Below are 14049 nucleotides of genomic sequence, written 5' to 3'. Positions count from 1 at the left end.
TCCACCAGGAGGCCCCGATGACGTCGCTCTGGCTCGACGTGCTCCGCCCCATCCCCACCGACGACTTCGAGCCGCTGGCGAGCTACGACGACGTGATTGTCGGAGCAGGCCTCACCGGCCTCGTCACCGCGCTCCTCTTCGCCCGGCGCGGGCACACCGTCGCCGTGCTCGAGGCCGGCACGGTCGGCGGGCTCGCCACGGGCAGCTCGTCCGGGCTCGTCAGCCTCCTGCAGGGCGCGCAGCTGCAGAAGATCCGGCAGCGCACCTACCAGGGTGTCGTCGACGCCTACGCGGAGGGCAGCCGGGAGGCGTTCTCGTGGCTCCTCGACTACACCGAGGGCGCCGGGGTCGACGTCGAGCGGCGCGACGCCTACAGCTACGCGACCACGAGGCGGGGGCTCGAGCGCGTCGACTCCGAGTACTTCGTCGGCCGGCGCGCCGGCCTCGACCTCGTCAAGACCCTCAAGGTCGACGTCCCCTTCAACACGCTCGGCGCCGTGCGCCTCCGCGACCAGGCGCAGCTCGACCCGCGCGAGCTCGTGGCGGCGCTCGCGGCCGACGTCCGGGCCCTCGGCGGGATCATCGTCGAGAACGCGCATGTGACCGGGGTCGAGGCGGGCGATCCCGCGACGACGCACACCTCGCAGGGGGACGTCCGGAGCGAGCGGGTGCACCTGACGACAGGGGCGCCGATCCTGGACCGCGGCCTCTACTTCGCCAAGACGACCCCGCGCCGCTCGCTCGGCATGGCGTTCTCCGGCGTCGACGACGACGACCTCCCGGGCGCCCTCTACCGCTCGGTCGACGCGCCGTCGCGGAGCATCCGGCGGCACCGAGGCGACCTGATCGTCAGCGGGAACACGCACGGCACCGGCCGGGCGGCCTCCGAGACGGCGCTCGCGCAGGATCTCGAGGACTGGACGACGGCGCACTGGCCGGCGGCCCGCAGGCGCCGGGCCTGGAGCGGGCAGGACTACGCGACCCTGCACGGCGTCCCGTTCGTCGGCTTCCTGCCGCGCGGCCGCGGCCGCGTCTTCGTCGCGACCGGCTACGACTCGTGGGGGATGACGAACGCGGTGAGCGCCGCCAGGATGCTCGTGGCCGACGTGATCGGCGACGACTCGCCCTGGATGACGACCCTCCATCACCGCGTCACGCTGCCTGCCGCGATCGGCTGGGGCCTCGGCGCGAACGCCGCGGTCGCCTGGCACTTCGCCCGCGGCTGGACGAAGGCGCTCGCGACGCCCGTCTCGGCCGGCGAGCTGCCCGGCGAGGGCGAGGGCGTGGTCGGCTCCGAGGGCCTGTCGCCGGTGGCGCGGTCGACGGTCGCGGGGGAGTCCTGCGCCCTCTCGGCCGTCTGCCCGCACCTCGGCGGGATCGTCTCGTGGAACGACCAGGAGTCCACCTGGGACTGCCCGCTGCACGGCTCCCGGTTCACCCCGCGCGGCGAGGTCATCGAGGGTCCCGCCACGCGAGGGATGACGCCGCGGCCGCTCTGACACGCCCGGGGCGCGGCGCGCCGCCGCCCGCGGTGGCATGCGGCCCGCCGCGGGGCGTAAACTAGGCGCTGCACGGCCCCCGACAGGTCTTCTCCGACGGGTCACGTGCTGCGACGATCAGGTCGCCCGGCACCCGACACGCTCTCGCGTCGCGCCGCCGGCCGAGCGGGGGCTCTCCGAAGCCCCGTCTCGTCGCATCCGGGATCCCCTCCCAGGGGTGGTCCTGCACCGTTCGTCAGCGACACCAGTTCTCGCACCACCACCGCGTCCGGCCGTCTCCACCGGCCCGACGCAGTCATCCTGCCGCGGCTCGCGCTCTCGCAGCGCGGCGGCACCACTTAGGAGGAGCCTTGGCTCGACCAGGCCAGCGCCAGTCCGGCGGTACTCGAACCGCCTCCCGCTCGAATCACCGGCGCGTCCGCGACCTCGACAACGACGGCATCATCCCCGTCCTCGCGAAGGCCGTCCGCGAGGTCGAGGCCGGCGCTCAGCGCGGCCCCGTGAAGCCGTCGGGCCGCACGAAGTTCCAGGTCGTCGCGCTGCTCATGCGCGAGGAGCGCGCCCGCGTCAAGGCCGACAAGACCATCAGCGACGCCGACCGCGCCGAGCAGCTCAAGCGCCTCGACGGGGTCGCCACGATCCTGGCCAAGGCCGCCGCCCGCGACACGTCGCTGATCGCGCTCCTCGCGGAGGAGGCCGTCGTCTCTGAGACGGCGAAGTCGCTGAAGCGCGACATGCTGATCGCCGCGGGGGTCCAGCTCAGCCCCGACGACCTCATCATCACCACCGAGGCGCCCGTCTCGGCGCCGACCACCGAGCGGCAGGTGGTCCCGCAGTCGGTGATCTCCCGCCAGCTCGCGAACCCGTTCCTGGCCCCCGACTTCTCGCTGGCCGAGCAGCGCGAGGTCCACCCCGTCCGCCTGGCGAACTGGGAGCTCTTCGGCCCCCTGTTCAAGTCGTTCGAGTACGGCGCCGGCGGCGTCTCGGCGTGCATGGACCTCCCCGAGCCGACCACGCTCCGCGCCCCCGGCGGTGCCGAGATGATGCGCCACCAGGCGCAGGTGGTCGAGGCCGCGGCCGAAGGCCACCGGACGTTCCTGCTCGCCGACGAGCCCGGCCTCGGCAAGACAGCGCAGTCGCTGCTCGCGGCCCAGGCTGCCGACGCCTACCCGCTGCTCGTCGTCGTCCCCAACGTCGTCAAGACGAACTGGGCCCGCGAGGTCGGCCTCTGGACCCCGAACCGCACCGCCACGGTGATCCACGGCGACGGCGACACCATCGACGGGTTCGCCGACATCGTCATCGTCAACTACGAGGTCCTCGACCGGCACGTCGGCTGGCTGGGCGACCTCGGGTTCCGCGGCATGGTCGTCGACGAGGCGCACTTCATCAAGAACAAGGAGTCGCAGCGCTCGCGCAACGTGCTCCAGCTGTCGGCCCGCATCCGCGCGCGGATGGCGCACCCGCTCCTGATGGCGCTCACCGGCACCCCGCTCATCAACGACATCGAGGACTTCCGCGCCATCTGGCAGTTCCTCGGCTGGATCGACGACAAGAAGCCCGGCCCCGAGCTGATGGAGGCCCTCGAAGAGACCGGCCTCACCCCGGCCGAGCCCGGCTTCTTCGCCTCGGCCCGCGCCTCCGTCATCGACCTCGGCATCGTCCGCCGCCGCAAGGTCGACGTGGCCGCCGACATCCCGGCCCGCCGCATCGCCGACCTGCCCGTCGAGCTCGACGACGAGGTCGGCCGCTCCATCCGGGAGGCCGAGCGCGAGCTCGCCAAGAAGCTCGTGGCGCGCTACCAGACGGCTCTCGCCACCCGCACCTCCGGCGTGCGAGTCGAGGGCATCGACCACGACCTGGTGCGCCAGGTCGCCAAGTGGGAGCTCGAAGACGGCGACAGCCAGAAGACCGGCGAGAACGTGTTCTCGATGGTCCGCAGGATCGGCCAGGCCAAGGCCGGTCTCGCCGCCGACTACACCGCTCAGCTGGCCCGGAACGTCGGCAAGGTCGTGTTCTTCGCGAAGCACATCGACGTCATGGACACCGCGTCCGAGACGTTCGAGAAGCGCGGCATCAAGTACGCGTCCATCCGCGGCGACCAGACGCCGACCGTCCGGCAGAAGAACATCGACGCCTTCGTGAACGACCCCTCGGTCGAGATCGTCGTCTGCTCGCTGACCGCCGCCGGCGTCGGCCTGAACCTCCAGGTCGCCTCGAACGTCGTGCTCGCCGAGCTGTCGTGGACCGACGCCGAGCAGACGCAGGCCATCGACCGCGTGCACCGCATCGGCCAGGAGGAGCCCGTCACCGCGTGGCGCGTCATCGCCGCGCAGACCATCGACACGAAGATCGCCGAGCTGATCGACTCGAAGGCCGGGCTCGCCGCCCGCGCCCTCGACGGGTCGGACGCCGAGATCACGTCGTCGAGCGACGTGCAGCTCGGCGCGCTCGTCGCGCTGCTGACCGACGCGCTGGCCGCGTCGCCGTCCGCGCGCAAGGCTGCGCCGCAGCGCCGCCGCTAGCCCTACCGCTCGCGGGCTAGCACTGCGTCTCGCCTCACGTAGCGCGTCTCGCCATGGCGGGACGCGCTACGTCACGCGTGACGCGGTGCTGCCGAGGACAGCGACGCCGGCCTCGCGAAGGAGGGCGGGCACGAGGCCGGGACGCCGGACATCCGCCCACGTCCAGCGGACGAAGCGCCGAACGCGAGGGTCTTCGCGGATGGCGTCCTCGCGGCGTTTCTCGTCGACGACGACGTCCTCTGCCGAGCGTCCCTGCCGCATTGACCGGTCGCGGTACTTCACCTCGCCGTCGAACTCGCCAACGACGCCGGCACGCTCCCAACAGAAGTCGACCAGGAACCGGCCGCGCCGGGTCTGAAAGGGCTGCTGGAGCGTCGGCGGCTCGAGTCCGGCCTCGTCGAAGACGAGCCTGCTGAGCGACTCGCCGGGGCTGTCCGCTCGCCCGTCGGCGAACCGGATCGCCGCCTCAGCCCGTACCGCCCCTCGGTGCTCCCCCCGGCGACCGAGACCCTCGAGGAGCTCGGCGGCCGTGAACAGCCCCTGGCGGTACCCGTCGTCCAGTGCGACGACGGCGGGACGCCGGGCGGAATGCGCCGCGAGGTCGAGAGCGGTCCGGGCGGGCGACGTGACCAGGATCCCGCAGCGCTCGTGCACCTCCGACTCCTCGAGCGCGCCGCGGTGCTTCACGGCGTGACGTGTCGTCTGCGTCGTCGACGCCCGCGTGTCCAGCAGGTGCACCCGCTCGGGCGGCAGTCCGAGCGACGCGAGCCCCCACACGGAGGCAGCGGTCTCTCGGCAGGCGACGAGCGGGTACGCGCTGGCGGAGATGACGGCCACGGCACGGAGGGCGTGACGGTCGGGGGCGTCGAGCAGCGCCCAGAGGCCGGCGCGGACGTAGCGGCCGGGCGCCAGACGGACGAGGTCGCCGCCGCGGTGGGCGCGACGCACGGCCGTGTCGTCGAACGACGAGACCACGAGGAGCTCGGGGCCGAGGGCGGGGCGGGGCATCCGGCGATCCTGCCGTCTCGGCCCGGGCGAGGCGGGGAGGGCGTCGCGGCCGGTGGACAGACGGTGCCGGCGGCCATCCTGGGGAGAAGACTCAGCCGACGGTGTTGACTGAGCGCATCCGAGAGAGAGCCGAGTCATGCCCGAATTCAGTGGATACGCCCACGTCGCCGTCACCGTCACCGACCACGGAGCCAGCCTGCCCTTCTACGAGAAGGTGTTCGAGACGGCGCCGGTCGGCGAGCTCGTCACCGACGACTTCGACCGGAAGATCTTCCCGGCGGGCGAGGGCCAGGTCTTCGGCGTCACGCAGTACGTCGAGAAGCGCGAGGGCCGCTTCGACCCGCTCGTCGCCGGCCTCGACCACGTGAGCTTCGCCGTCCCGACGGCGGCCGACGTGGCGCGGCTGCAGAACCGCCTGGCCGACGCGGGCATCGCGGGCGACCTCGTCGAGGCCGCCTACGGCACCGTGCTGAACATCAAGGACCCGGACGGCAACCAGATCGAGTTCTTCGCCGCCGCCAAGAGCGCCGAGTAACACCGGGCCCGGGGGGAGTCGGCGGTGCAGAGACGCAGGAGCGCCCTGGCGTCGGGCTGGGTCGTGTTCGGCGACTGGTGCGACGACCGCATCCCGGTGGCGCGGCGCGTTCTGATCATCTCGATCGCGTCGGCGGTCGCGGCGGGTCTGAGCGCCCTCTGGGCGGGCCTCCGGCTGGCCGGCGCAGGATCGGCCGACCGTCACCCCGCGCTGAGCTCCCTCGCGGTCGGACTCCTCGCCGGGGTCGTCGTGGCGGGCGTGCTGCTCGTCGTCGGCACGCGGAGCCCACGCCCGGCCTCGGCTCCGGGGGAGCCGGATCGACGCTTCAGCCGGCTCGCCTCGCCGGACGCCGTGAACCGCGAGATCGCGTCGGCGTGGCGCGCGGGGCGGGATCCTGCGGTGTCCGTCCTGGACCGCGCGGCCGCGGCCGACATGGCGAGGGAGATCCGCCGGAACCACCCCCGCGTGGTGCTGATGGAGGTCGCCGTCGCGGCCCTCGTCGTCCCTCTCGGAGTCGCCGTCGCAGCAGGATTCTTCGACCGAGGGCCGTTCGTCGGCGCACTCACGATTTTCTGGGGCGTGTTCGGAACGCTGTCGACCCTCGTCGCGATCGGACGCACGACGGCCGCCCTCGAGACCGGGCCGAGCGCCGAGGAGATCGCCGCGGCGACTGCACGGGAGCCTGCGGCGAAGCCGAGCCGGCCGTACCGGGTGCTCGGCACCGACCACCCCGACGACTACTCGTGAGGCGGGAGCCGCCAGGCGGCTAGAGGCGCGACTTGACCTCGGCCAGCGACGGGTTCGTCGCGGTGGAGCCGTCGGGGAAGATCACGGTCGGCACGGTCTGATTGCCGCCGTTGACGCTCTCGACGATCGCGGCGGTGCCGTCGACCTCCTCGATGTTCACCTCGGTGAAGCCGATGCCGTCTTTCGTCAGCTGCTGCTTCAGACGAGCGCAGTAGCCGCACCACCCCGTCGAGAACATCGTGATGGTGCCGGCTTCAGGGATGTAGGCGGTGGGAGCAGCGGTCGAGGTCATGCGTCCACTCTACGTCGACCGGCCTCGCCACCGGCAGGGCGAACGCGCAGGATCACGCCGGCTTCGGCGCGCTCCGGGCGACGAGCCGACCGATGGCTCCGAGCGGGATCCCGATCCAGTCGGGACGGTTGCGGGACTCGTAGATCGCCTCGTAGACGGCCTTGTCGATCTCGAACGCGTCGAGCAGGGCGCGGTGCGCCCGGATGTCGACACCCGACTCGGCGATGTAGCCGTCGACGAAGGCGCGGCGCGCGGCGCTCGCCCAGTCGGCCGCGTCGACGCGGGGGTGCTCCTGCGCGAGCGAGCCGGAGACGTAGTCGAAGGAGCGGAGCATGCCGGCGACGTCGCGGAGCGTCACGTCGGGGCGCGACCGCTCGGGCATCGGGCGGAGCGGCTCGCCCTCGAAGTCGAGGAGCACCCAGCCGCGCGCGGGCGACTGGAGGGCCTGCCCGAGGTGGAGGTCGCCGTGGATGCGTTGGAGATCGGGCCACGGGAGGTCTCCGACGACGTCGTACACGGCGCGGATGGCGGTCTCGTACTCGGCGACCTCCGGGACCTCGCGCGAGGCGGTCTCGATCCTGCGCCTCATGCTGGTGAGGGCGCCCTGGACCTCGTCGTCGCCGGCCGCGGTCGTGCCGAGCTCTCGGGCCAGGGTCGCGTGCACCTCGGCGGTCGCGCGGCCGAGGTCGCGGGCCTCGGCGGTGAAGTCCTGCCCCCGCCGGGCCGCCTGGAGGGCGACGCGCCAGGCGTCCTCGCTGCCGGCGAGGAACTCCTGCGCGAAGGCCAGGTGCCCGAACGCCCGGCCCTCGTCGCGGCCCGGGTCGGACCAGGTGGCGGTGAGGTAGCCGAGGGAGGCCGGCACGCGCGTGGAGTGCCCCTGGGTCAGAGCCGCCTGCGAGGTGACGTCGGGGTTGTCGCCGTGGTGGAGCACGCGGAAGACCTTCGTGATGACCTTGGGGGAGTCGCCGTCGACGTCGTAGATGATCGACGTGTTCGACTGCTCGCCCTCGAGCACCTTCGAGCGGAGGACGCGGCCGGGGTCGCTCACGCGGTGCCCGTCGGCGACGATGTCGGAGCCCTGGATGTGGCTCTCGGTCGCGAGGGAGCGGAGGAGGTACTCGGCGTACGCGGGGTCGTGCGGCCCGTCGTAGAGATACAGGCCGTCGCTCGACCCGATGAAGGCGCCGTCGCCGCCCGGCAGCGGCGACGTGCGGGCGACGACCGGGATCTGGTACAGGACCGGCTTGTCGGGCGCCTCGTCGATCACCAGGAGCGTCATGACGAGGCCCTCGTCGAGCATGGCCTCCATGCTCCCGATGACGCGGATCGCGGGTGTCCGCCCTTTCGTGGCGTACCAGCGCTGACGCGCCATCCAGCCGGCCAGGGAGGGGGCAACTGTGCTCATGAGCCGACCCTACGCTCCGGCTGCGGCCTCGACCCTGACGATTCTCCTCCCGTTTGCACAGGGGGTACACCGACACCTGTAGAACAGAGGGATGAGCGCCTCCTCGCCGTCCCCCCGTTCCGAGCAGCTCGAGATCGAGCGGAAGTACGACGTCGACTCCGAGGCGCGGCTGCCGGACCTCGGCGGCACCGGCGTCGTCGCGAGCGTCGAGTCATTCCCCGCGGTGTCGCTCCGCGCCGTGTACTTCGACACGGTCGAGCACACCCTCCTGTCGAACCGGATCACGCTGCGGCGCCGCGAGGGCGGACACGACTCGGGCTGGCACGCGAAGCTCCCCGCCGACGAGGGCGCCCGGCGCGAGGTCCACGCCCCGCTCGGCGAGAGCCCCGACGACGGCGTCCCGGCAGCGCTCCGCCGGGTCGTCGAGGCGGTCCTCCGCGGCCGCCCGCTCCGCCCCGTGCTCGTGCTCGAGACGGAGCGCAGCATCACGATGCTCCGCGACGCTGACGGTGCCGATCTCGCGGAGCTGGCCGACGACGAGGTGACGGCGACCGATCCGAGCGCAGGATCGTCGCGGTCCTGGCGCGAGTGGGAGGTCGAGCTCGCCCCCGGGGTGTCGCGCACCGACGGCGAGGCCCTGCTCGACGAGGTCGGCGACGTCCTCGAGCGGGCCGGAGCCTCCGTCTCGTCGTCCAAGTCGAAGCTCGCCCGCGGTCTCGGCGACGTCACGACGGTACCGCTCCTGGCCCGGCACGAGGCCGACGAGGGCACCGCCGCCCGCTTCGTGCTCGACGCGGTCGGCTCCCTCGTCGACGCTCTGCAGCGACTCGACCCGGGCGTGCGCGACGCCGACCCGGAGGCGGTGCACCGGTTCAGGATCACCGCCCGGCGGCTCCGGAGCATCCTGCGGGTCTTCCGCGGTGTCGTCGACGCCGACGATGCGGCGACCGTCGAGAAGGCCCTGGGGCGGGTTGGCCGTGCGGCCGGCGCGGCACGCGACCTGCAGGTGGCCCGCGACGAGCTCGACGTCGACCTCGACGCCGCCCCGGAGGGCTACGTGCTCCACGAGACGGTCGGGCGCCTGCAGGCGGGCTTCCGGGAGGGCGCCCGCGAGGCGGCCCGCGACCTCGAGCGCGACCTCGGCGACCCGTCGTACTTCGAGCTGCTCGACCGGCTCGACGTTCTCCTCGCCACCCGGCCCGAGGGCCCGAAGGCCGACGACCCGGCGGTGAAGTTCGTGGCCGCCAGGATCGCGAAGGAGTCCAAGCGGGCCCGGAAGCGCGCCGCCGCCGCCTCGAAGCTGTACCGCGAGACCGGCGACGCCGACCGCGAGACGCTCCACACCGTCCGGAAGGCGGCGCGGCGCCTCCGCTACGCCGTCGAGGCGCAGCGCGACGCCGAGCTGAAGGGCGCCGTCTCGCCGAAGGCGGCGCACGCCCTGCAGGACGCCCTCGGCGACGCTCTCGACGCGCAGGCGGCGGCGGAGCGGTTCGTCGCCGCGGCCCACACGGCGCGCTGGGCCGGCGAGGACACGTTCGGCTACGGAGCGCTGGCGACGCTCGCCTCGGGTCGGCGGGAGGCCGCCCTCGCGCGTCTGCCGAAGCTGGCCGAGAAGCTCTGACCCGGAGGGAGCGCTACATCGCCGCCCGGGCGCTCAGCAGCTCGACGATCCGCAGCACCGTCGCGTCGTTCCGCGCCGTCACGGTGGGGCCGAGCGCCTTCCAGAACGCCGGCGGCACGCGGCTCGCCGTCACGCCGTCCGGCAGCCACTGGTAGACGGCGTCGCGCGAGACGACGAGCTCCTCCGCGCCGAGCGACTCCGGCGGCGGGACGACGGCCGTGTCAGGATCGAGGGGCGCGGCGGCGAACGCCACGCTGAGGCGCCTCGGGTCTCGGCCCGGCCGCCGCAGGGGATTGTCGGCGGCGATCCTGCGCACCGTGTCGCCGTCGAGCAGCACGACCTCGCTGTCGACGCCGGTCGCCGCTCGGACGGCCGCGCGGACGACGGCAGGATCGGGCGCCGCGTCGGAGGAGAACACCACGTTGCCGCTGTTCAGCAGCGTCGCGACGCGAGTGAACCCGAGGCCCTCGTAGACCGCCCGCAGGTCGGCCATCGCGATGCGCTTGGCGACCCCCACGTTGATGCCGCGGAGGAGCGCCACGCGGTCGGTCATCGGACCGGTGCGTCGGCGAGCCCCAGGACCTCCAGGAGCCATGCGATCTCGAACGCGCGCTCCTTCCACGACTCGTACCGGCCCGAGACACCGCCGTGACCGGCCTGCATCTCGATCTTGAGGTTCACGGGAGCCCCTGCGTCGCGGAGCCGCGCCACCCACTTCGCCGGCTCGACGTAGAGCACGCGGGTGTCGTTGAGGCTCGTGACGGCGAGGATCCTCGGGTAGCCGGATGCGTCGTCGGCGACGTTCTCGTAGGGCGTGTAGCCCGCCATGTAGTCGTAGACCTCGGGGTCGTGGAGCGGGTCGCCCCACTCGTCCCACTCGATCACGGTGAGCGGCAGGTCGGGGTCGAGGATGCTCGTGAGCGCGTCGACGAAGGGCACGGCCGCCAGGATCCCCGCGAACCGGTCGGGCGCGAGGTTGGCCACAGCGCCCATGAGGAGCCCGCCGGCGCTCCCGCCCTCGGCGACGAGCCGCTCGGGCGTCGTCCGCCCCTCGGCGATCAGGTGGTCGGCCACCGCGACGAAGTCGGTGAAGGTGTTGCGCTTCGTGAGCGTCTTGCCGTCCTCGTACCACTCCCGGCCCAACTCGCCGCCGCCGCGGACGTGCGCGACCGCGAAGACCACGCCGCGGTCGAGGAGCGACAGGCGCGCGACGCTGAACCCCGGGTCGATGCTGTGCTCGTACGAGCCGTAGCCGTAGAGGTGCACGGGCGCCGGGACTCCCGGCTCGACGAGACCCTTCTTCCAGACCAGCGAGACCGGCACGCGGGTGCCGTCGTCGGCCGTCGCCCACTCGCGGCTCTGGTCGTAGTCGTCGGGGGAGTAGTCGCCGAGGACCGTCTGCTGCTTCAGCAGGTGGCGCTCGCCGCTCGAAACGTCGAGGTCGAGCACGGTCGACGGCGTGACGAACGAGGTGAAGCCGAAGCGCGCGGTCGCCTGCGTGAACTCGGGGTTCGACGACCAGCCCGCCGTGAAGAGTGCCTCGTCGAAGGCCAGAACGTCGAGCTCGCCGAACCCGGCGCCTCCGCCCGGGAGCCGGATCACGCCGATCTGCGAGAGGCCGTCGGCGCGGAAGTCGACGAGGAGGTGGCCGGCGAACGCCTCGACCGACTCCAGGCGGCGGCTGGGCCGGTGCTCGAGGACCACGCGGCGGTCGTCGGTCGAGTCGGGTCGGTCGGCGGGCACGTCGACTAGCTCGAAGCCGACGGCTCCGTCGTTGTGCAGGATGAGGAGGCGGTCGCTGCCGTCGACGATCGCGTGGTCGATCTCGTACTCGACGCCCTCGCGGCGAGGCCAGACGACCCGGAACTCGCCGGTCGGGTCGGCGGAGTCGAGCAGCCAGGTCTCGCTCGTGATCTTCGAGCCCGCCTCGATGAGGAGGTACTGGCGGCTGCGGGTGAGGCCCACGCCGATCCAGTAGCGGTCGTCGTCCTCATGGAAGACACTCACGTCGTCGCCGGTGGTGCCGACCTCGTGACGCCAGATGGTGTCGGGCCGCCACGACTCGTCGACCGTGGGATAGAAGAGGTAGCGGCCCGACGCGTCGAAGGTCGCGCCCGGGGCGGTCTCGGCGATCTCGTCGGGGAGGTTCTCGCCCGTCGCCAGGTCGCGGATGCGGAGCGTGTACCGCTCGTCGCCCTCGAGGTCGACGGCGTAGGCCAGGAGCCGGCCGTCGGCGGAGACGTCGAAGCTGCCGAGCGAGAAGAAGTCGTGGCCCTGGGCCTCGACGTTGCCGTCGAAGACGACCTCCTCGCCGGGGGCGTCGACGCCCGGCTCGATGCTCGGCGGGGTCCAGTCGTCGGTGCTCCGGATCGGCAGGCGGCACTGGATGCCGTACTGCTTGCCCTCGGCCGTCCGGGAGTAGTACCAGTAGCCGCCCTCGCGCGTCGGGACACCGAGGTCTGTCTCCTGGACGCGGCCCTTGATCTCCTCGAAGACGCTCTCGCGGAGGCCCTCGAGGTGCCTCGCACTCAGCTCGGTGTAGGCGTTCTCGGCCTCGAGGTGGGTGATGACCTCGGGGCTCTCCTTCTCACGGAGCCACTCGTAGTCGTCGACGAACTCCCGGCCGTGGTGGGAGCGGATGGAGGGTCTCTTCGCAGCGCGCGGTGCTTCCGGGAGTGCCATGGGCCAAGCCTACTGACGCCCCTCGCAGGTCGTGGAACGCCTCAGTCGGCGGTGCCGCCGTCGTCGACGGGCTCGCCGGTGCCGGCCTTCTCGGTCGCCTGAGGAGTCCAGACGTCGGGCAGGGTCTTCAGCCCGTCGACGTCGGCGCCCTTCGCCCGGCGCACCGCCTCGTCGTCGGCTTTCTGGTCGCGATCACTCATGCCCCGACGGTACCCGGTCGCAGCCGTCGCGGGTCAGAGCAGCGGCTCGCCGATCGCGGTCGGCGGCTCGAGTCCCCGCACCGTCGGCTGGAGCTCGGCGTTGCCGGGCTCGAGGTCGTCGACGCCGCGCGACAGGTCGGCCACCCGCCCGACGGCGTCGCTGAGGCGCGCCTGCAGCTGCATGACGAACAGCTGGTACCGGGCAGGATCGGCCTCGCTCTCGTCGAGGAACCGGTTGCAGGCGAGCGTCATGGCGTCGAGCAGCGGGTGCGCTGCGGACCCCGGCACCAGGGCCCGTCTCGCCGTGCGGATCTCGCTCCGGAGCGTCGCGGCGGAGTGCCGCGCCTTCTCGTACCCGGGGTCGAGCACGTCGGCGCGCGGGACGAGCCGCGGCTCGATACGGCGGAGCACCCGCCGGAAGTGGATCTCGTGGACGAGCTCGTTGAGTGCCGCTGCCTCGCGGCGGCGGTCGCCGATGCGGCCGGCGAGGAGGTTGCTGGCGAACGCCGCACCGGAGCCGAGAAAGGCGCCGACGGCCACCGTGACGAGGGTGCTCCAGAAGGTCATGCCGGAAGGCTAGGCGAGGCCGCCGACATCCTGCAGGCGTCCCATGAGCGACCAGACGGCGCGCGACAGCTCCGGATGCCAGAGGGCGATCTCGCGGAGGAACCCGAGCTCGTCGTCGAGGTCGAGCCCGGAGGCCGAGCCCGTGCCGGCGTGTCCGAGGGCGTCGGCCCGGAGCGAGATGACGACCTGCTCGTCGACGCTCGGGAGGTCGGGGATGACCTCCCACGGGTCCTCGCCGGCCCGGCAGCGGAGCTCGATCAGGGTGTGGAGCTCGTCGTGGGCCTCGGCGCGCAGGATCTCGAGGCTCCGCCCGGCCCCGCGGAAGGAGGGTCGGCGGAGGTCAGCCACGGATGGGCGCTCCGGTCTCGTTCACGCGAGCGATGGTACGCCTGGCATGCTGAGGGCGTGATCCCACCCGCGCTGCCCGGCCCCTCGCGAGACGACCTGCCGCGGGTCACCGTCGCCTACCTCTGCCGGACGAGCGAGGGGCGCAGGCAGGTGCTCCTCGGACGGAAGAAGCGCGGACTCGGCGAGGGGCTGTTCGTGGGGCTCGGCGGCAAGTTCGAGGCCGGCGAGACCGAGCGGCTCGCGTCGGTGCGCGAGATCGAGGAGGAGTCGGGGCTGCGCGTCGATCCTGCCGACCTCGACCGGCGCGGCGACCTCTTCTACCTGTTCCCCGACCGCGAGGCGTGGAGCCAGCGGTCGACCGTGTTCGTGGTGACGCGCTGGGAGGGCGAGGCGTCCCCCAGTGACGAGCTCGACCCGGTCTGGTTCGACATCGACGACCTGCCCCTCGACGAGATGTGGGACGACGCCAGGCAGTGGCTGCCCGGAGTGCTCGTCGGGGGACAGGTGTCGCGGGAGTTCGTGTTCGCGAGCGACCTCTCGACCGTGGCGTCCGAGCGGCCCGTCGGCCCTGTCGGCCCCTGACCCCGCAGGAAGCGCCCCCGAACGGGTGGCACTACGAA

At 72.8% G+C, this 14049-nt stretch carries 14 protein-coding genes; 6 read left to right on the top strand and 8 right to left on the bottom strand.

Annotated features, from left to right (window positions below):
* Positions 1-17 precede the first annotated feature (17 nt).
* Both ABD733_RS11890 and ABD733_RS11885 read left to right on the top strand, forming a co-directional pair.
* Positions 18-1499, top strand: a complete 1482-nt coding sequence (locus tag ABD733_RS11890) for an FAD-dependent oxidoreductase (RefSeq protein ID WP_344796460.1) — start codon at positions 18-20, stop codon at positions 1497-1499.
* A 350-nt stretch (positions 1500-1849) separates the two neighbouring features.
* Positions 1850-4024: a DEAD/DEAH box helicase gene (locus ABD733_RS11885; protein ID WP_344796458.1), complete on the top strand. Its 2175-nt coding sequence runs from the start codon at positions 1850-1852 to the stop codon at positions 4022-4024.
* Positions 4025-4090: 66 nt separating this feature from the next.
* Here ABD733_RS11885 and ABD733_RS11880 read toward each other — a convergent pair whose 3' ends face one another.
* A complete protein-coding gene (locus tag ABD733_RS11880; RefSeq protein ID WP_344796456.1) occupies positions 4091-5032 on the bottom strand; it encodes a hypothetical protein in 942 nt (313 codons plus the stop codon).
* A 136-nt stretch (positions 5033-5168) separates the two neighbouring features.
* Here ABD733_RS11880 and ABD733_RS11875 point away from each other — a divergent pair, with 136 nt between their 5' ends.
* Both ABD733_RS11875 and ABD733_RS11870 read left to right on the top strand, forming a co-directional pair.
* Positions 5169-5567, top strand: coding sequence for a VOC family protein (locus ABD733_RS11875; protein ID WP_344796454.1), 399 nt, complete (start codon positions 5169-5171; stop codon positions 5565-5567).
* Between the two features lie 24 nt (positions 5568-5591).
* Positions 5592-6314: a hypothetical protein gene (locus ABD733_RS11870; RefSeq protein WP_344796452.1), complete on the top strand. Its 723-nt coding sequence runs from the start codon at positions 5592-5594 to the stop codon at positions 6312-6314.
* 19 nt (positions 6315-6333) lie between these two features.
* Here the strand turns inward: ABD733_RS11870 and ABD733_RS11865 are convergent, their stop codons facing one another.
* Together ABD733_RS11865 and ABD733_RS11860 are read right to left on the bottom strand one after the other, a co-directional pair.
* Positions 6334-6606 carry a mycoredoxin gene (locus ABD733_RS11865; protein ID WP_344796450.1) on the bottom strand — a complete coding sequence of 91 codons (273 nt, stop codon included), beginning with the start codon at positions 6604-6606 and terminating at the stop codon, positions 6334-6336.
* A gap of 52 nt (positions 6607-6658) precedes the next feature.
* Positions 6659-8011, bottom strand: a complete 1353-nt coding sequence (locus ABD733_RS11860; RefSeq protein ID WP_344796448.1) for a maltokinase N-terminal cap-like domain-containing protein — start codon at positions 8009-8011, stop codon at positions 6659-6661.
* Between the two features lie 91 nt (positions 8012-8102).
* On the opposite strand from ABD733_RS11860, the gene ABD733_RS11855 reads away from it, so the two are divergent.
* Complete coding sequence (locus ABD733_RS11855; RefSeq protein ID WP_344796446.1) at positions 8103-9632, top strand: CYTH and CHAD domain-containing protein; 1530 nt, start codon at positions 8103-8105, stop codon at positions 9630-9632.
* A gap of 13 nt (positions 9633-9645) precedes the next feature.
* Here the strand turns inward: ABD733_RS11855 and ABD733_RS11850 are convergent, their stop codons facing one another.
* The 5 genes from ABD733_RS11850 to ABD733_RS11830 are packed head-to-tail and all read right to left on the bottom strand — an operon-like array spanning position 9646 to position 13429.
* Positions 9646-10185, bottom strand: coding sequence for a DUF1697 domain-containing protein (locus ABD733_RS11850; protein WP_344796444.1), 540 nt, complete (start codon positions 10183-10185; stop codon positions 9646-9648).
* Complete coding sequence (locus ABD733_RS11845) at positions 10182-12314, bottom strand: S9 family peptidase (RefSeq protein ID WP_344796443.1); 2133 nt, start codon at positions 12312-12314, stop codon at positions 10182-10184. Before ABD733_RS11845 ends, ABD733_RS11850 begins: the two co-directional genes overlap by 4 nt.
* Before the next feature lie 41 nt (positions 12315-12355).
* Positions 12356-12514, bottom strand: a complete 159-nt coding sequence (locus ABD733_RS11840; protein ID WP_344796441.1) for a hypothetical protein — start codon at positions 12512-12514, stop codon at positions 12356-12358.
* Positions 12515-12547: 33 nt separating this feature from the next.
* Positions 12548-13081: a hypothetical protein gene (locus ABD733_RS11835; RefSeq protein WP_344796439.1), complete on the bottom strand. Its 534-nt coding sequence runs from the start codon at positions 13079-13081 to the stop codon at positions 12548-12550.
* Positions 13082-13090: 9 nt separating this feature from the next.
* Positions 13091-13429 (bottom strand): hypothetical protein, encoded by a 339-nt coding sequence (locus tag ABD733_RS11830; RefSeq protein WP_344796437.1) that lies wholly within the window; start codon positions 13427-13429, stop codon positions 13091-13093.
* Between the two features lie 57 nt (positions 13430-13486).
* Here ABD733_RS11830 and ABD733_RS11825 point away from each other — a divergent pair, with 57 nt between their 5' ends.
* A complete protein-coding gene (locus ABD733_RS11825; RefSeq protein ID WP_344796435.1) occupies positions 13487-14011 on the top strand; it encodes an 8-oxo-dGTP diphosphatase in 525 nt (174 codons plus the stop codon).
* The last annotated feature ends 38 nt before the right edge of the window (positions 14012-14049 follow it).

This window comes from Frondihabitans peucedani, from assembly GCF_039537585.1.
Taxonomy (GTDB): domain Bacteria; phylum Actinomycetota; class Actinomycetes; order Actinomycetales; family Microbacteriaceae; genus Frondihabitans; species Frondihabitans peucedani.
Note: the sequence above shows the minus strand (reverse complement) of the source record. Positions and strands in the feature narration are given on the sequence as shown.